Here is a 16,649-nt window from a genome sequence, read left to right on the forward strand (position 1 = left end):
GCAGGAACAGACGGGGTCGGCCGGGCCGACCGGCACACCGCGCGCAGGGCGGCATGCTCGGTCGGCCGGCGCACAGGCCACTTCGCGGTCACGAGATCTCGCCCCGCAGCTGAATCGCCTGGGCGGCGACCTGCTCCATGCGCTTGGCCGCGGTGCGCAGGACACCGGCCAGGTGGGTGATCTCCTCGGCCTCGTAGTCGCCCTGCATGTCGACCTCGACCGACACCCTCGGCACCAGCTCGACGAACGGCGCCCACGTCATCCACGTGCGCAGAACCGTCGCGTAGCCGTGCGAGTAGGTGTCCGAGGCGGCCTTCACCCGAATCGAGTTGTGCACGATGTCGTTACGGCCGATCCCGGCGCCCACCTGCCAGCCGTGGCCGATACACCACGACGGGCAGGTGAACTCCACAGGCCCGTGATCGATCGTCTCCAGGACGACCGTGCGGGACTTGGTCACTGCGCCTCCCCAGCCGGGAGGGCGACAGCCTCGGACCAGGACTTGCCGGCGTCGAGCGCGGCCTGCGCCTGGTCGACGGTCACGTAACCGGCGATCGGATGCCTGGCCAGCTGCTCGCGCAGGTACTTCGCCGTCCAGCCGGGCCCCAGGTCGGGTTCGTCGTCGAGCAGGTTCCGCAGGGCGATCCGGGCGTGCACCACACGGGTCGACAGCAGCCGGTCGTGGACCTCGGCACCGCTGGACGTTGCCGGGTGCGGCAGGTCGATGGCCTCCAGCACGGCGGCGAGCAGGTCGCGGACGTCGTCACCCATGGCCGTCACCACCCGCGGACGCGCATCGCGCGGCGACGGGAAGCAGCCTTGCGGGGCAGCGGCGGCAGAGCCGGCGTCTCCTCGACCCGGGTGAGGTCGACGGAATCCACGGTCTGGTAGCGGCTGCGGTCGACGTTGCTGTTACGGCGCGGCATCAGGCGACACCGCCCTCACGGGTGCGCACGCCGGCCGCGTTCACCTGGCGGGCGGTGCGGGCCATGTGCCGCAGCTCCGAGGCGAAGCCGATCAGGTCGTCGGCCAGCTTCTCCGCCATCTCCGGGGTGATGCGGGAGCCCTCGTCGCCCGAGGCGTCCGACACGGCGATGTGCGCGGCCTTGAAACGGGCGTCCTTGGCGATCGGGTCGCATTCGATCCACGCGTGCAGCTGCACCGGGTAGGCGCCGTAGCCGAACGTCGGCACGTGCACGTCGACCGAGTCGCCCACGTGCAGGACGTCCTCGACGTCCCGCACCGCCTCGTCGACGTGGTCCTGGGTGCACCACGTCGGGCACTCGATGTAGACGATGGCCGAGCTGGCGTCCGTGCGGCCCACCTTCGCCGGTACCAGCCGGTACCCCGGCTTCACCGCGGGGAAGGGGTGGACGGTCGCAGCCGACGGCTGCTGGGGGATGGCGGGCAGGGCGCCGGACAGAGCGGCGACGTGCTGGCTGATGGCAGACTGAGCCATAGCGGTCTCCTGTCTAGGCAGGTAGATCCAGGCCCCTTCCGGTCCGCTGCCAGGCTCACCGGTTGGGGCTTTTCCGTGCTCTCAACGTAGAGCGCTATACGTATCGACGTCAAGCGCTCTACCGAGTATGTTGAGAGAGAGGCAGAGCGCTACACCGACCGAAGGGAAGCACCGCATGGAGAAAGCCAGCCCCGGCTACGCGGACATCGCCGCGCACTACCGGAAGCTGATCGAGGACGGCACGCTGCGCCCCGGCGACACGATGCCGCCCATGAGCCAGGTCAAGGACGAGTTCGGCGTCACGATCACGACCGTCAACCGCGCCTACCGGCTACTGAAGGACGAAGGGCTGACCGTCCCCAAGCCCGGAACGGGAACGATGGTGGCCGAGCGACCCCGTGTGGCCGCCACTGGCGCGGCGAGGCTCCAGCGCATTGCCCGCACCGGGAAGGCCTACGCGCCCGGCGAGACCTCCATCAACCACACCGCGGAACTACGAGCTTGCTACGACCCCTACATCGCGGAGCAGCTCGGCATCGACATCGGGGACGAGGTCGTGATCCGCAGCCGGGTGTTCCTCCGCGACGACAAGCCGGCCGTAGCGGCGCTTTCCGTCATCCACCCCCGGGCACTCGAAGCCGTCCCCGAGCTGCTCCAGCCGCGCCCGTTCGACCGCTTCTGGCAGGAGTTCTACAGCGAGCGCACCGGACGGCAGACGACGAAGTCGCCCGAACGCCGGACGGCGCGCCTCGCGTCCGCCAACGAGCTGGACTTGCTCGACGTCCAAGTGCCCGAGAACGCGGCCGTGCCCGTCCTCGTGCTGGTGAACGTGTTCCACGACGACGACGGTCCCCTGGAGGTCTGGGAGGATGTCTACGCGCCGGGGCTGTGGCAGGTCGAGGGCGAAAAGCCGTAGCACTCATCACGACAGAGGGCCCGCTCGTATCGGTGAGCGGGCCCTCTGTCGTTCCTCTGTGCCTGCAGTACGCCGTCTCACATCTGTCTCACAACCTGTGTGCGTGAAGCGGCCAGAATCGCCACTGACCTGGGATTTCGTCTTCTGCGGCAATCCCTGTGCACGCCGTGGACACCCAGTATGGTGGCAGACGTGTCGTACACAGGCCCGGAGTTCGAACCACCCCAGGCGCGCCGTTCCCCGCTGCGCCGCCCGCTGACCGTGGCGCTGGCCGCGCTGGTGCCCGGAGCGCTGCTCGGGTGGGGGGTGTACGCGGCCGTCGGCGGCCCCGGCGACGGTGACGGCACCGGCGCGGACCGGGCGGCGACCGCACGGACGTCGTCCCCGGCGCCGTCCGCCGGTACGGGCGGCTCCGCGGACGACGGCAAGAAGCCGAGCGGAGGCTCGCCCTCCGCCACGGACCCGGCGTCCGGGTCCCCCGCCCCCTCGGACTCCCCGGCCCCCTCCCACCCCGCCTCGAAGCCGGCGCCGGCCTCCGGTCCGCTCAAGGGGAAGGTCGTCGTCATCGACCCGGGGCACAACCCGGGCAACTTCCAGCACCCGTCCGAGATCAACCGCAAGGTGAACATCGGGACGAACTGGAAGGAGTGCGACACGACGGGCACCGCGACCAACGCGGGCTGGCCCGAGGCGAAGTTCACCCTGGACCTGGCGCACCGGCTGCGCGACCTGCTGACCGCGCAGGGCGCCACGGTGAAGCTGACGCAGGACGCCGACCGGCCGTACGGGCCGTGCGTGGACGAGCGGGCCCGGATCGGCAACGAGGCCGGCGCGGACGCGGCGGTGTCCCTCCACGCCGACGGCGCGGGGGCCGGCAACCGCGGCTTCCACGTGATCCTGCCGGGGCCGGTGCACAAGGGCGCCGCCGACACCCGCGCCATCGTGGGGCCCTCCCGGGAGCTGGGAACCCGGATCGCGGGCCGCTTCGTGAGCGTCACGGGCAGCGCGCCGGCCAACTACGTGGGCGGCGGCACCGGACTCGTCACGCGCACGGACCTGGGCGGTCTCAATCTCTCCACGGTTCCCAAGGTGTTCATCGAGTGCGGCAACATGCGCGACAGCCAGGACGCGGCTCTGCTGACCAGTGCGACATGGCGGCAGAAAGCGGCGCAAGGGATCTCTGAGGGAATTGTGGGATTCCTGGGCGGGTAGCTGTCCACACGTTGATCCCGGCGGACAGCCCGATCGTACGGGCGATAGTGTCGTCCCTACGATGAGGGGCCACCCCCGCGCTTCACACCGGGGCCTGACGGCGACATGGTGACAGCGACGCCTCCACCGACGACGAGACGACGACCTACGAAGGACCTGAAGTGAATATCCGCTCCCTCACTAGAGGCGACGGCGTGGTGATCGGAGCAGCGGTGTTGCTGTTCATCGCGTCGTTCCTCGACATCTACTCGATCGATGGTGCCTCGGACGACGCCGAGATCCCCAGCCTGTGGGGCAGCGGGCCGGTCGTGCTCGGTGTCGTGCTGGCGGGCATCATCGGCGCCGCGCTCGTCGTCGTGGCCCGGGGGCAGGCCCAGCCGCGCAAGGTCGCGGGTGTGGACCTCGGCCAGTTCGGCGTCGCCTTCACGGTCTTCGCCGCCTGGTGCGCGCTCGGCAACATCTTCGACCCGGCCGGCGCGTTCGACAACGACGGGGGCCTGGACAACATCGGCGCCGGCATCGGCCTCATCCTCGCTCTCATCGCCACGCTCGTCATGGCCGGCGCCGCCGTCGCCACCCCGCTCGTCCCCGCCCTGAAGGGCTCCCTGATCCCGGCGTCCCGGCCGGCCCAGCCGCAGCCCTACGGCGGTCAGCCGCAGGGCGGTTACGGCTACCCGGGCGCGCAGCAGCAGCCGTACGGCGGTCAGCCGGGCCAGCCCCAGCAGCAGGGGCAGCCGTACGGCGGCCAGCCGGGCCAGCCCCAGCAGGCGCAGCAGCCGCAGGCGCAGCCGGCCGGGGACTTCTCACCGTTCTGGTTCGCCGTGCCGGTGCCGCGTCCGCTGTTCGCGGAGGACGGCTCGCCGACGCCGATCGCGGAACTGGCGCCGGGCACCTGGTACCTGGCCGTCGAGCAGCGGGGCCCCGGTCTGGTCGCCCAGACGCAGGACGGCCGTCGCGGTGTGCTCCAGGACACCTCGGGCATCCAGCGCGGCTGACGTCCGGCACGTTGCGTGCTCAGCGGCCCCTCGCCCTCGCGGGCGGGGGGCCGTTGCCGTACTGAACCGAGCGCCCCTCGCCTCCGTGTTCCTCGGCATGCCCACCGACCACGCCTGCCGCTCGGCCGCGGAGCGTGCCGCGCACTGTCTCGCCCCGGTGCGGGCCGTCGTCGCGCCGCCCGCCTCCGCGGAGGAGGCGCCACCCGCCGAGGTCATGCCCGTCGTGCTGCGCCACTACCTGGGCGCGAGCGCACCGCCGCCCGTCCGGCGCGGGAGCGGGGCCGGGGCCCCGGCGCCGGTGGACGTCGGGACCGGTGCCGCCGCGCTGCGGCTGTGCCTGGACGGCCTGTACGCGGAGATGTCCGGCGCGCTGGGCGTCTGGCACGCGGAACTCGGCCACCGGCTGCACGAGTTGCTGGCCGGCCCGCATCCCGCCGGGCAGCGCGCCGACTCCTGGCAGGCCCTCGCCGGTCTGCGGCTGCGGGCGCAGGAGGTGCTGACCGCCGTGACCGAACGGGACCGGCGCGGCGCGGCGGGACCGCGGCTGCTCATCGCCCGGTTCGCCCTGCTGGAGGACGCCGTCTCCGGCGTCCTGCGGCGGATGGCCGTACCGGCCGAGCCGGCCGCCGGGTGCGCGGGCGGCCTCGCCGCGGCGGCGGGGTCCCTGTTCGGGCTGGCCGGGGCCCAGGGGGTTTCAGGCGGGGTTGCGGGGCCAGACGGAAGGCATGTCCCCTAGAACACGCACAGGCTCCAACTCCGCCGGGACGGCCATAGCGGTGATCGCGGACATCATGGCCTTCATCCTCGGACTGTGGATCCTCTTGTATCTGCTGGACGCCAACCGGGGCAACGACCTGGTGCAGTTCGTCCACGACGCGGCCAACTGGCTGGCCGCCTGGTCGCGTGACCTGTTCACCTTCGACGAGGCCTGGGCCCGGGTCGTCGCCGGGTACGGGCTGGCCGCGGTGGTCTACCTGTTCGTGGGCCACGCCGTCGCCAACCGTCTCGGCCGGCGCTGAGCCGGGCCCGGCGCGGTCAGGCGCAGCAGTCCGGGTCGAGGCCGCGCGGCAGGTCGTCGCCGCCGAAGACCCGGCACGTGGCCTCGTGGCCGCCGAGGGCGGCGACGGCGAGGAGCAGGGAGCCGGCCGTCCAGGTGGTCAGCTCCCGCGGCCATATGGCGTCGTCGTCGAAGACGTACCCGGTCCAGTACAGGCCGCTGTCCGGGTCCCGCAGGTGCTGGATCGACTTCAGGACGTCCAGGGCCCGGTCGGACTCGCCCATCGCCCACAGCGCGAGGGCGAGTTCGGCGGACTCGCCGCCGGTGACCCACGGGTTGGGCACCACGCAGCGCACGCCGAGGCCGGGCACGACGAAGCGGTCCCAGTCCTCCTCGATGCGTGCCTCGGCCTCGGTGCCGGTCAGCGCGCCGCCGAGCACCGGGTAGTACCAGTCCATCGAGTAGCGGCCCTTGTCCAGGAACCGCTCGGGGTGGCGCCGGATGGCGTGCCGCAGCGCGCCGAGGGCCAGTTCCCAGTCGGGCTGCGGCTCCTCCCGCTGTTCGGCCACGGCCAGCGCGCAGCGCAGCGCGTGGTGGATCGAGGAGCTGCCGGTCAGCAGCGCGTCCGTGGTCGGCGTGCCGTCGTCGTCGCGCCGCCAGCCGATCTGCCCGCCCGGCTGCTGGAGCCCGAGGACGAACTCGACGGCCGCGAACACGGTCGGCCACATGCGGTCCAGGAAGGCGTCGTCACCGGTGGCGAGGTAGTGGTGCCAGACGCCGACGGCGACGTAGGCGACGAAGTTGGTCTCCCGGCCCCGGTCGGTGACGTCGGCGGGGTCCCCGTCGGCGTAGGCGGCGTACCAGGAGCCGTCGGGCTGCTGGTGGCGGGCGAGCCAGGTGTACGCCCGCTCGGCGGCCCGGTGTTCGCCGGCCGTGTCGAGCGCCATCGCCGCCTCGACGTGGTCCCAGGGGTCGAGGTGGTGGCCGCGGAACCAGGGGATGGCGCCGTCCTCCCGCTGGACGCCGAGGATGCCGCGCACGGTCGCGGCGGCCTCGGCGGCGGTGAGCACCCCGGGCAGGACCAGGTGTTCGGTCCGGGGAGTGGTCACGCGGCGTCCACCGGCGGGAGGTGGGGCTTGGTCGCGTAGGCGACGAAGCTCTTGCCGATCAGCGGGTTCAGGGCCTGCTCGGCGACCCTCGTCGCCAGCGGCTTCTTCATGATGTCCCAGACCAGCAGCTTGTGGTACGCGCGCACGGGCAGCGCCTTGTCGTTGTCGACGCCGAAGGCGCACTTCAGCCACCAGTACGGCGAGTGCAGGGCGTGCGCGTGATGGGTGCCGTACGGCTTCAGGCCCGCCTCCCGCATCCGGGCGAGGAGTTCGTCCGCCCGGTAGATGCGGATGTGGCCGCCCTCCACCTCGTGGTAGGCGTCGGACAGCGCCCAGCAGACCTTCTCGGGGCCGTAGCGCGGCACGGTGACCGCGATGCGCCCGCCCGGCTTGAGGACGCGCACCATCTCGGCGAGGACGCCCTTGTCGTCGGGGATGTGCTCCATCACCTCGGAGATGATGACGACGTCGAAGGACTCGTCGGGGAAGGGCAGGGCGAGGGCGTCGCCCTCCATGGCGGTGGCGGTGGCGCCGGCCGGGGCCTCGCCCGCCTCCTTCATCGCCGCGAACCACTTGGCGACCTCGCGGATCTCCTCGGCGTTCCGGTCGAGGGCCACGACCCGGGCGCCGCGCCGGTAGCACTCGAAGGCGTGCCGGCCCGCACCGCAGCCGAGGTCCAGGACGCGGTCGCCCGGGGCGAGCGGGAACCGGGAGAAGTCGACGGTCAGCACGTGGCCCTGCTTTCGCGGTCGGGTACAACGTCAACGGCTTCGGCGGCCGGAGAAGGGCCCTCCTGGGCGGCGGGGCGGGACGCGGCGCCGCCGGCGGAGTCGATGGCCTCGCGGTACCGGGCGACGGTGCCCTCGGCGGCCCTGGCCCAGGTGAACCGGGCCAGCACCCGCTCGCGCCCCGCCCGGCCGAGCCGCTCGCGCAGCCCGGGGTCGCCGAGCAGCCGGCCCAGCCCGGCGGCCAGCGCACCGGCGTCGCCGGGCGGCACCGCCAGGCAGGTCTCCCCGTCGGGCCCGGCGACCTCGGGGATCGCGCCGCCGGTCGTGGCCAGCAGCGGCGTGCCGGTCGCCATCGCCTCGGCGGCCGGCAGCGAGAAGCCCTCGTACAGCGACGGCACGCAGGCGACCTCGGCCGAGCGCACCAGGTCGACCAGTTCGGCGTCGGAGATGCCCTTGACGAAGCGGACGGCGCCCTCGAGGCCGTACCGCTCGACCGCCTGGGCGACCGGGCCCTCGGCGGGCCGCTTGCCGACGACGACGAGGTGGGCGTCGGGCTGCTCGGTGCGCACCTTGGCCAGCGCCTCGACGAGGAAGACCAGGCCCTTGAGCGGCACGTCGGCGCTGGAGGTGGTCACGATCCGGCCCGGCACCTGCGGCACCGACGGGTCGGGCGAGAACAGGTCGGTGTCGGCGCCGATGTGGACGACGTGCACGCGGTCCGGCCGTACGCCGAGGTGGTCGACGATCTCCTGGCGGGAGCTGCCGGAGACGGTCAGCACGGACGGCAGGCGGCGGGCGACGCGCTTCTGCATGCGGGTGAAGGCGTACCAGCGGCGCACCGAGTACCGGCGCTGCCAGGTCCCGGCGGCGTCCAGCTCCAGCTGCCGGTCGACGGTGATCGGGTGGTGGACGGTGGTGACCAGGGGGGCGCCGATGTCGCCCAGCAGTCCGTAGCCCAGCGTCTGGTTGTCGTGGACGACGTCGAAGTCGCCGCGCCGGGCCCGCAGATGGCGGCGGGCGCGCAGGGAGAAGGTCAGCGGCTCAGGGAAGCCGCCGGTCCACATGGTGGCGACTTCCAGGGCGTCGATCCAGTCGCGGTACTCGTCGCGCCCCGGGGTGCGGAACGGGTCGGGCTGGCGGTACAGGTCCAGGCTGGGCAGCTCGGTCAGCCGCGGGCTGCCGGCGCCGCCGTCCCGGTCGCCGTCCAGGACGTCGAGGACGGGGTAGGGCTGGGCGCCGATCACCTCGACGCGGTGGCCGAGGCGGGCCAGTTCGCGGGAGAGGTGCCGGACGTAGACGCCCTGGCCGCCGCAGAACGGGTTGCCCTTGTAGGTGAGGAGTGCGATGCGGAGCGGTCGCAAGCCGTCAGCGGCGAGGTCCGGGCGGGGACCCGCCTGACTGGCCTCAGCGGTCACTCTGGGCCCCCTTCTGCCTGCTTCGTCCCGCGAGAGTACGCCGGGACGCTAATCTAGAACAAGTTCCAGACTTGATCGTTCGGAGGCTCCGAATCTACCGGCCGGTAGGGATGCTGTGACCAGTGGATCAGGTGATTCGCGCCACGGAACCCAGGGTGAACAAGGCGGCCAACGTGACCAAGGTGACCAGGGCGGACAAGGGCACCCGCCCCGTGACCCCGCCCCTGACCGAGCGCCAGGAGGCGCGTCGGCGGCGCATCCTGGCGGCGAGCGCCCGGCTGGCCGGCCGGGGCGGCTTCGACGCGGTGCAGATGCGCGAGGTCGCGGAGTCCTCCCAGGTGGCGCTGGGCACGCTGTACCGCTACTTCCCGTCCAAGATCCATCTGCTGGTCGCCACGATGCAGGACCAGTTGGAGCATCTGCACGGCACGCTGCTCAGGAAGCCCCCGGAGGGTGACGGGGCGGCGGAGCGGGTGGCGCGGACCCTGATGCGCGCCTTCCGCGCGCTCCAGCGCGACCCGCAGCTGGCCGACGCGATGATCAGGGCGCTGACCTTCGCCGACCGCAGCGTCTCGCCCGAGGTCGACCAGGTCTCGCGGCAGACCACGGCCATCATCCTGGACGCGATGGGCAGCGCCGATCCGACCCCCGAGCAGCTCTCGGCGGTCCGCGTCATCGAGCACACCTGGCTCTCGGCCCTGATCACCTGGCTCTCGGGCCGCGCCTCGATCGCGCAGGTGCAGGTCGACATCGAGACGGCGTGCCGGCTGATCGACCTGACGTCGGCGGACGACCGGCGCGGGGACGGGCCCGGGCGGGCGGTGTGAGCGGTGCCCCACGGCGGCGCGCACACCGCCGGGTAAAGTGAGCGGGTCGTCATCACACCCGTACGGGGGGAAGCCGGTGCAATTCCGGCGCTGACCCTCCCCCAGTGCCCTGAGGGCCTGGGAGGTACCCCCACCGTAAGCCGTCACCGAAGGCAGTCGCCGCCTCGGACGGTGAGCCGGATCGCCCCGGGACGGGACCGTGACCGGCTCACGTGCCCGGCGCCCGCCGGTGCACGGGCACCGTCGAGGTATACGGAGCCGAGCCGCCGGGGGTGCCCCCTGCTGCCCGGCTCCTCGCAGCGAAAGGCACCCGCCGCCCATGAACGTCCGCCGCAGCGCCGCGGTCCTGGCCGCCATAGCCGTGATGGGCGCCGCAGCCGCGCCCGCCGCAGCCGCCGACCCCACCCCCTCGCCGTCTCCGTCGGCACCCGCCGGCCTGTACGGCACCGCCGACCCCACGTACGACGGTGTCTGGCGCCAGTCCCTCGCCCTGCTCGCCCAGGACACGGCCGGCGTGCTCCCGGCGCCGCGGGCCGTGGACTGGCTGGCCGGGCAGCAGTGCGACAACGGCGCCTTCGCGCCCTTCCGCGCCGACACCTCCAAGCCGTGCGACGCCAAGACGCCGGTCGACACCAACAGCACCGCCGCCGCCGTGCAGGCACTGGCCGCGCTCGGCGGGCGCGGGGACGTCGTCGAGGACGCCCTGGCCTGGCTGAAGTCCGTGCAGAACGAGGACGGCGGCTGGAGCTACTCCCCCGGCGCCGCCAGCGAACCCAACTCGACCTCCGTCGTCATCGGCGCGCTCACCGCCGCCGGCGAACGACCCGAGCAGGTCACCAAGAAGGGCAAGTCGCCCTACGACGCGCTGATCGGGCTGGCGCTGCCCTGCGGCGGGAAGACGCAGGGCGCGTTCGCCTTCCCCGACCAGGAAGGCAAGCTGCTCCCCAACGCGGACGCCACGGCCGCCGGCGTCCTCGGCGCGCTGGGCCGGGGCATGGTCGTCACGCCCGCCGGCTCCGCCGCACAGCCCTCCTGCACGGACGCGGACGCCCCGACCCGGGAGCAGGTCGCCGCCAACGGCGCCGCCCACCTCGCCGGCGCCGTCGCCGACAAGGGCCACCTGACGTCGGCGCTCGGCGGCGGCGAGGCGCAGCCGGACTACGGCAACACCGCCGACGCGGTGGTCGCGCTGGCCGCGCAGGGCGGCGCCGACGCGGCGGCGAAGCCCCTGGCCTGGCTGAAGGAGAACGCGGCGGACTGGGCGAAGCAGAGCGGCCCCGCCGCCTACGCCCAGCTGGTCTTCGCCGCCCACGCCACGGGCACCGACCCGCGCGACTTCGGCGGCACGGACCTGGTGGAGCGGCTGAACGCGACGGGCCCGGCGCCGCAGGGCGCGAAGGCCGAGGACACGGCCACGGCGAAGGACGCCGAGGCGGACAAGGGCGACAAGGACGAGAACCAGGGCGAGGACGCCTTCGGTGTCTGGTGGTACGTCGGCGTGTTCCTCGTCGTCGGCATCGGCATCGGCTTCCTGCTCAGCGGCCGCAAGCGGAAGCAGCAGCCGTGATCCGCCGCGTCGCCCTCACGGCCCTGGCCGCGCTCGTGCTGCTCGGCGGCGTCGTCGCGGGCGCGGGCGGCGCGCAGGCCGCCGGTTACCGCTACTGGTCCTTCTGGGAGCGCGCCGACGGCAGTTGGGCGTACGCCACCCAGGGGCCGTCCACCGCCCGGCCCTCCGACGGTGACGTCCAGGGCTTCCGCTTCTCGGTGAGCGAGAACTCCGGGGACGGGGCGCAGCCGCGCGGTACGGCGGACTTCGCGGCGATCTGCGCCAAGACGCCGGCGAAGGAGGGCACCAAGCGGGTGGGGCTCGTCCTCGACTTCGGCACCGCGGCCGACGCCCCGTCCGGCGAGACCCCGCCGGCCGGCCGCACGGCCTGCGCCCGTATCTCCCCCGACGCGACGACGGCGGACGCCTTGGCCGCCGTCGCCGGCCCCCTGCGCTACAACACCAACGCCCTGCTGTGCGCGATCGCCGGCTACCCGAAGACGGGGTGCGGCGAACAGGTGGCCACGGACGAGAAGCCGGACCCGACGGCGACCCAGGCGTCGCAGGACCGGCCCGACGAGTCCGAAGGCGGCGGCCCGTCCCTGGGCCTCCTGACCGGCGCCGCGGCGGTGGCGGCCCTGGCCGCGGCAGCCCTGTGGCACTCCAGGCGACACAGGAATGACTGACACCCCCCACCCGACCCCGACGCCACCCACCCAACCGGGCGCCCACCCGCAGCCCACGCAGCCGCCGGCCAGCCATACGCGGCCCACGGCCAGCCGCACGCAGCCCACCCAGCCCGCAGGCAGCCGCCCGCAGCCCGCCCAGCCTGCGCAGCCTGCGGGCAGTCGTGCCGCTGGGGCGGCACGGGTGGGCGCAGGCGGCACCCTGCTCGCGCCGGCAAGCGGACCCACCCCCGGCCACCACCGCACCCGCACCCCCCTCCACCCCGGCGCCTGGTGGCTCTGGGCCCTCGGACTCGGCGTCGCCGCCACCCGCACCACCAACCCCCTCCTCCTCGCCCTCCTCATCACCGTCTCCGCCTACGTCGTCACCACCCGCCGCCCCGACGCCCCCTGGTCCCGCTCCTACTCCGCCTTCGTCAAGCTCGCCCTCCTCGTCCTCACCATCCACCTCGCCTTCTCCGTCGTCTTCGGCTCCGGCATCCCCGGCACCCACGTCCTCGTCACCCTTCCCGAAGTCCCCCTCCCCGACTGGGCCCAGGGCATCCGCCTGGGCGGCAAGGTCACCGCCGAGGGCCTCACCTTCGCGCTGTACAAAGGCCTGAAACTGGCCACCCTCCTCATCTGCGTGGGCGCCGCCAACGCCCTCGCCAACCCCTCCCGCCTCCTGAAGTCCCTCCCCGGCGCCCTCTACGAGACCGGCGTCGCCGTGGTCGTCGCCCTGACCTTCGCCCCCAGCCTCATCGCCGACGTCCAGCGCCTCCGCGCCGCCCGCCGCCTCCGTGGCCGCCCCGACAAGGGCGTCCGGGGGGTGCTCCAGGTCGGACTGCCGGTCCTGGAGGGCGCCTTGGAGCGCTCCGTCGCCCTCGCCGCCGCGATGGACGCCCGCGGCTTCGGCCGCACCGCCCGGGTCCCCGCCGCCGTACGCCGTACGACCGCCGCGCTCACCCTCGCCGGCCTGCTCGGCGTCTGCGCGGGAACGTACGGGATGCTCACCGCCGAGGGCGGCACGTACGGCGTCCCGGTCCTCCTCGCCGGTCTGGCCGCCGCCCTCGCGGGCCTGTGGCTCGGCGGGCGCCGCTCTCCGCGCACCCGCTACCGCCCCGACCGCTTCGACGCCCGCGCCTGGCTGGTCACCGCCTCCGGGACGGCGGTCGCGGCACTGCTGTTCGCCGCCGCGGCCCACGACCCGGCGGCGCTCGACCCCGGCGTCACCCCGCTCACCGCGCCCACCCTCCCCCTGTGGCCCGCCGCGGCCGTGCTGCTCGGCCTGGTCCCCGCCTTCGTCACCCCCGCCCCCGACCGCCGGCCCGTGAAGGAGCAGTCGTCGTGATCCGTTTCGAGGACGTCTCCGTGACGTACGACGGGGCGAGCCACCCCACCGTCGAGGGCGTGGACTTCACCGTCCCCGAGGGCGAACTCGTGCTGCTCGTCGGCCCGTCGGGCGTCGGCAAGTCCACGGTGCTGGGCGCGGTCAGCGGCCTGGTGCCGCACTTCACCGGCGGCACCCTGCGCGGGCGGGTGACGGTGGCCGGCCGCGACACCCGCACCCACAAGCCGCGCGACCTCGCGGACATCGTCGGCACGGTCGGCCAGGACCCGCTGGCCCACTTCGTGACCGACACCGTGGAGGAGGAACTGGCCTACGGCATGGAGTCCCTGGGCCTGCCGCCCGCGGTGATGCGCCGCCGGGTCGAGGAGACCCTCGACCTGCTGGGTCTGGCGGAGCTGCGCGACCGCCCGATCGCCACCCTCTCCGGCGGGCAGCGCCAGCGGGTCGCGATCGGCTCGGTCCTCACCCCGCACCCGGAGGTGCTGGTGCTGGACGAGCCGACGTCCGCGCTGGACCCGGCCGCCGCGGAGGAGGTCCTCGCGGTCCTCCAGCGGCTGGTCCACGACCTGGGCACGACGGTCCTGATGGCGGAACACCGCCTGGAGCGCGTCATCCAGTACGCCGATCAGGCCGTCCTCCTGCCCTCCCCCGGCGCGGCACCGGTCGTCGGTCCGCCGGCCGAGGTGATGGCGGTCTCCCCGGTCCGTCCCCCGGTGGTGGAGCTGGGCCGGCTGGCGGGCTGGTCCCCGCTGCCGCTGACGATCCGCGACGCCCGCCGCCGCGCGGCCCCGCTACGAGAGCGCCTGACCGGCCGCCGTCCCCGACCCGGGGCCCCCACGCCCACGCCCGCAACCGCACAGGCGCCCGCACCCGCACCCACGCCCCCGACGCCCCCATCGGCCCCGGCAGCGGCAGCGGCAGCGGCATCTCCCCCGGCCCCCACCCGCCGCCTGCCCTTCCTCCGCCGCAAGCCACGGCAGGACACCCCCGGCCCCGCTCCCGCCCCCGGCCCGGTCCCCGCCGCCGAGGCCCGGTCCCTCTCCGTCCGTCGAGGCCGGGCCGAGGTGCTGCACGGCGTCGACCTCACCGTCTCCCCCGGCGAGACGGTCGCCCTCATGGGCCGCAACGGCGCGGGCAAGTCCACGCTCCTGTCCGCGTTCGTCGGCCTGGTGGCGCCGTCGGCCGGTGCGGTCCGCGCGGCCGGTGCCGTCCCGCACCGCACGTCCCCGCGCGACCTCGTCCGCCGGGTCGGCCTGGTCCCGCAGGAGCCGCGGGACCTGCTGTACGCGGACACGGTCGCCGCCGAGTGCGCGGCGGCCGACGCGGACGCGGGCGCGGCGCCCGGCACCTGCCGGGCCCTGCTGTCCGAGCTGCTGCCCGGCGTCGCCGACACCACCCACCCGCGCGACCTGTCGGAGGGCCAGCGCCTGACCCTGGCCCTGGCCGTCGTCCTGACCGCCCGCCCGCCGCTGCTGTTGCTGGACGAGCCGACCCGCGGCCTGGACTACGCGGCGAAGGCCCGGCTGACGGAGATCCTGCGCGGCCTGGCGGCTCAGGGCCACGCGATCGTGCTGGCCACGCACGACGTGGAACTGGCCGTCGAGCTGGCCCACCGCGTGGTCCTGCTCGCCCAGGGCGAGGTCATCGCCGACGGTCCGACGGCGGACGTGGCGGTGACGTCCCCGTCCTTCGCCCCGCAGGTCGCCAAGATCCTGGCGCCGCAGAAGTGGCTGACGGTCGCAGAGGTCCGGGAGGCACTGGCATGACCTCACCGAAGCCCACACCGCAACCGACATCACCACGGCCCCCGGCCCCCACCCCGCCACCGCCCCCGCAGCGCCAGGCGCGGGCGATCCGCCTCGGCCCCCGCTCCACGGCCGCGCTGGCGCTGGTCAGCGCGGTGGGGGTGGCCGGCTTCGGCTGGCCGTTCCTGGCTCCGCCCACCTCGCAGGTCAGCGCGCACGCCCAGGACGCGCCGTGGCTGTTCGCGGGGCTGCTGGTGCTGCTGGTGGCCGTGGTGGCGGCGACGATCTCGGAGTCCGGACTGGGCCCGAAGGCGGTCGCCATGCTCGGCGTCCTGGCGGCGACGGGCGCGGCGCTGCGTCCCCTGGGCGCGGGGACGGCCGGGCTGGAGCCGATGTTCTTCCTCATGGTGCTCAGCGGCCGGGTCCTGGGCCCCGGCTTCGGCTTCGTCCTGGGCTCGGTCACGATGTTCGCGTCCGCGCTGCTCACCGGCGGGGTCGGGCCGTGGATGCCGTTCCAGATGCTGGCGATGGGCTGGTTCACCATGGGGGCGGGCCTGCTGCCCTTCCCCGACCGGCTGCGCGGGCGGACGGAGCTGGTGATGCTGGCGGCGTACGGCTTCCTGGCGGCGTTCGCCTACGGCACGGTGATGAACATGGCGGGCTGGCCCTTCATGAGCGGCCTCGTCTCGGGCATCGGCTTCGACCCGGAGGCCTCGGTCCCCGCCAACCTGGCCCGCTTCGTCGCCTACTGCCTGGCCACGTCCCTCGGCTGGGACCTGGGCCGCGCGGCCGTCACCGTCGTGCTCACCCTGACCCTCGGCGCGCCGCTGCTGCGCGCCCTGCGCCGGGCCACCCGGAGGGCGGCGTTCGAGGCGCCGGTCACGTTCGAGGACCCGGCGAAGGTGAAGCACCCCACGTGACCTGCTTCACCTACGACCCGGGGCCGTAGTCGGCGCACCCCCGCCGCTCTCCCCTCGCCACCGCCCTGACCTGCGCAGTGAGACGCGGACCACACGGCGGACCTTTCCCCCACATACGAACACCACTAGCAAACGGGGTGATTGCGGACGGCGGCCCGGCCTGTTTCCGTGGACGGGTCGCCAGGCGCCGACGCCCCCTCGGGGCCGAGGCGCCCACGCATGCCCCCCGCGTGCCGACACCCCCGTCCCCGACGAAAGGCGTCCGCCTTGTCCGCCGTTTCCCTCCTCCGCCGTGCCGCCGCTCCGAAGATGGCCCTCGCCGGTGCCGCCGTGGCCGCCGCCACCTGCGGGACCCTGATCGCCGCCGCGCCCGCCCAGGCCGCGACGCCCGCCTCCTCGGCCCAGGCGACCGCGAAGAAGATGATCGGCGATTCGGCCGAGTACCAGTGCTTCTCGAAGATCGTCGACCACGAGAGCGACTGGAACGTGACCGCCACCAACGCCTCCAGCGGCGCCTACGGCCTGGTGCAGGCCCTGCCGGGCTCGAAGATGGCCTCGGCCGGCTCCGACTGGAAGACCAACGCGGCCACCCAGATCGAGTGGGGTCTGGACTACATGAAGGACCGGTACGGCAGCGCCTGTGACGCCTGGAGCTTCTGGCAGGCCAACGGCTGGTACTGACCCGCCCCACGGCAGAGCCGAAGGCGGCGGCCCCCTGATCCCCGGGGCCGCCGCCTTCGTCGCACCCCGGCCCACTCGCACCC

The 16,649-nt window shown here is 74.1% G+C and carries 19 protein-coding genes; 12 read left to right on the plus strand and 7 right to left on the minus strand.

The window, feature by feature from the left end; genetic code table 11:
* Positions 1–88: 88 nt before the first annotated feature.
* The 4 genes from ACZ45Q_RS06395 to ACZ45Q_RS06410 are packed head-to-tail and all read right to left on the minus strand — an operon-like array spanning position 89 to position 1,459.
* On the minus strand, positions 89–460 hold the full coding sequence (locus ACZ45Q_RS06395) for a DUF6907 domain-containing protein (RefSeq protein ID WP_468255759.1): 372 nt from the start codon (positions 458–460) through the stop codon (positions 89–91).
* Positions 457–771, minus strand: a complete 315-nt coding sequence (locus ACZ45Q_RS06400; RefSeq protein ID WP_468255762.1) for a hypothetical protein — start codon at positions 769–771, stop codon at positions 457–459. Before ACZ45Q_RS06400 ends, ACZ45Q_RS06395 begins: the two co-directional genes overlap by 4 nt.
* 5 nt (positions 772–776) lie before the next feature.
* On the minus strand, positions 777–926 hold the full coding sequence (locus tag ACZ45Q_RS06405) for a hypothetical protein (protein ID WP_468255764.1): 150 nt from the start codon (positions 924–926) through the stop codon (positions 777–779).
* Positions 926–1,459 (minus strand): DUF6907 domain-containing protein, encoded by a 534-nt coding sequence (locus tag ACZ45Q_RS06410; RefSeq protein ID WP_468255766.1) that lies wholly within the window; start codon positions 1,457–1,459, stop codon positions 926–928. The genes ACZ45Q_RS06405 and ACZ45Q_RS06410 overlap by 1 nt, the downstream gene beginning before the upstream one ends.
* A gap of 175 nt (positions 1,460–1,634) precedes the next feature.
* Here ACZ45Q_RS06410 and ACZ45Q_RS06415 point away from each other — a divergent pair, with 175 nt between their 5' ends.
* The 5 genes from ACZ45Q_RS06415 to ACZ45Q_RS06435 all read left to right on the plus strand — a co-directional run bounded on the left by ACZ45Q_RS06415 (position 1,635) and on the right by ACZ45Q_RS06435 (position 5,601).
* Positions 1,635–2,375, plus strand: a complete 741-nt coding sequence (locus tag ACZ45Q_RS06415; RefSeq protein ID WP_468255768.1) for a GntR family transcriptional regulator — start codon at positions 1,635–1,637, stop codon at positions 2,373–2,375.
* 192 nt (positions 2,376–2,567) lie between these two features.
* On the plus strand, positions 2,568–3,587 hold the full coding sequence (locus ACZ45Q_RS06420; RefSeq protein ID WP_468255770.1) for an N-acetylmuramoyl-L-alanine amidase: 1,020 nt from the start codon (positions 2,568–2,570) through the stop codon (positions 3,585–3,587).
* 161 nt (positions 3,588–3,748) lie between these two features.
* Positions 3,749–4,582 (plus strand): hypothetical protein, encoded by an 834-nt coding sequence (locus ACZ45Q_RS06425; RefSeq protein WP_468255773.1) that lies wholly within the window; start codon positions 3,749–3,751, stop codon positions 4,580–4,582.
* Positions 4,583–4,679: 97 nt separating this feature from the next.
* On the plus strand, positions 4,680–5,318 hold the full coding sequence (locus tag ACZ45Q_RS06430; protein ID WP_468255775.1) for a hypothetical protein: 639 nt from the start codon (positions 4,680–4,682) through the stop codon (positions 5,316–5,318).
* Positions 5,308–5,601, plus strand: coding sequence for a hypothetical protein (locus tag ACZ45Q_RS06435; protein WP_468255777.1), 294 nt, complete (start codon positions 5,308–5,310; stop codon positions 5,599–5,601). The genes ACZ45Q_RS06430 and ACZ45Q_RS06435 overlap by 11 nt, the downstream gene beginning before the upstream one ends.
* Before the next feature lie 16 nt (positions 5,602–5,617).
* Here ACZ45Q_RS06435 and ACZ45Q_RS06440 read toward each other — a convergent pair whose 3' ends face one another.
* The 3 genes from ACZ45Q_RS06440 to ACZ45Q_RS06450 are packed head-to-tail and all read right to left on the minus strand — an operon-like array spanning position 5,618 to position 8,831.
* The gene (locus tag ACZ45Q_RS06440) at positions 5,618–6,688 is read right to left on the minus strand and encodes a prenyltransferase/squalene oxidase repeat-containing protein (RefSeq protein WP_468255780.1); all 1,071 of its coding nucleotides are present in this window, start codon (positions 6,686–6,688) and stop codon (positions 5,618–5,620) included.
* On the minus strand, positions 6,685–7,419 hold the full coding sequence (locus tag ACZ45Q_RS06445) for a class I SAM-dependent methyltransferase (RefSeq protein WP_468255783.1): 735 nt from the start codon (positions 7,417–7,419) through the stop codon (positions 6,685–6,687). The genes ACZ45Q_RS06440 and ACZ45Q_RS06445 overlap by 4 nt, the downstream gene beginning before the upstream one ends.
* Positions 7,413–8,831 (minus strand): glycosyltransferase family 4 protein, encoded by a 1,419-nt coding sequence (locus ACZ45Q_RS06450; protein ID WP_468255786.1) that lies wholly within the window; start codon positions 8,829–8,831, stop codon positions 7,413–7,415. The genes ACZ45Q_RS06445 and ACZ45Q_RS06450 overlap by 7 nt, the downstream gene beginning before the upstream one ends.
* Positions 8,832–9,004: 173 nt before the next feature.
* On the opposite strand from ACZ45Q_RS06450, the gene ACZ45Q_RS06455 reads away from it, so the two are divergent.
* From ACZ45Q_RS06455 to ACZ45Q_RS06485, 7 genes are all read left to right on the plus strand, one after another.
* Positions 9,005–9,658 carry a TetR family transcriptional regulator gene (locus ACZ45Q_RS06455; RefSeq protein ID WP_468256464.1) on the plus strand — a complete coding sequence of 218 codons (654 nt, stop codon included), beginning with the start codon at positions 9,005–9,007 and terminating at the stop codon, positions 9,656–9,658.
* 319 nt (positions 9,659–9,977) lie between these two features.
* Complete coding sequence (locus tag ACZ45Q_RS06460) at positions 9,978–11,225, plus strand: prenyltransferase/squalene oxidase repeat-containing protein (protein ID WP_468255788.1); 1,248 nt, start codon at positions 9,978–9,980, stop codon at positions 11,223–11,225.
* Entirely contained in the window at positions 11,222–11,890 is a 669-nt protein-coding gene (locus ACZ45Q_RS06465; RefSeq protein WP_468255791.1) for an SCO2322 family protein, read from the plus strand. Before ACZ45Q_RS06460 ends, ACZ45Q_RS06465 begins: the two co-directional genes overlap by 4 nt.
* 184 nt (positions 11,891–12,074) lie before the next feature.
* Complete coding sequence (locus ACZ45Q_RS06470) at positions 12,075–13,220, plus strand: energy-coupling factor transporter transmembrane component T (RefSeq protein WP_468255793.1); 1,146 nt, start codon at positions 12,075–12,077, stop codon at positions 13,218–13,220.
* A complete protein-coding gene (locus ACZ45Q_RS06475; protein WP_468255796.1) occupies positions 13,217–14,986 on the plus strand; it encodes an ABC transporter ATP-binding protein in 1,770 nt (589 codons plus the stop codon). Before ACZ45Q_RS06470 ends, ACZ45Q_RS06475 begins: the two co-directional genes overlap by 4 nt.
* Positions 14,983–15,885, plus strand: coding sequence for an ECF transporter S component (locus ACZ45Q_RS06480; RefSeq protein ID WP_468255798.1), 903 nt, complete (start codon positions 14,983–14,985; stop codon positions 15,883–15,885). Before ACZ45Q_RS06475 ends, ACZ45Q_RS06480 begins: the two co-directional genes overlap by 4 nt.
* A gap of 267 nt (positions 15,886–16,152) precedes the next feature.
* Positions 16,153–16,566: an aggregation-promoting factor C-terminal-like domain-containing protein gene (locus ACZ45Q_RS06485; RefSeq protein WP_468255800.1), complete on the plus strand. Its 414-nt coding sequence runs from the start codon at positions 16,153–16,155 to the stop codon at positions 16,564–16,566.
* The last annotated feature ends 83 nt before the right edge of the window (positions 16,567–16,649 follow it).

It is taken from the genome of Streptomyces sp. NPDC031049 (assembly GCF_055571015.1).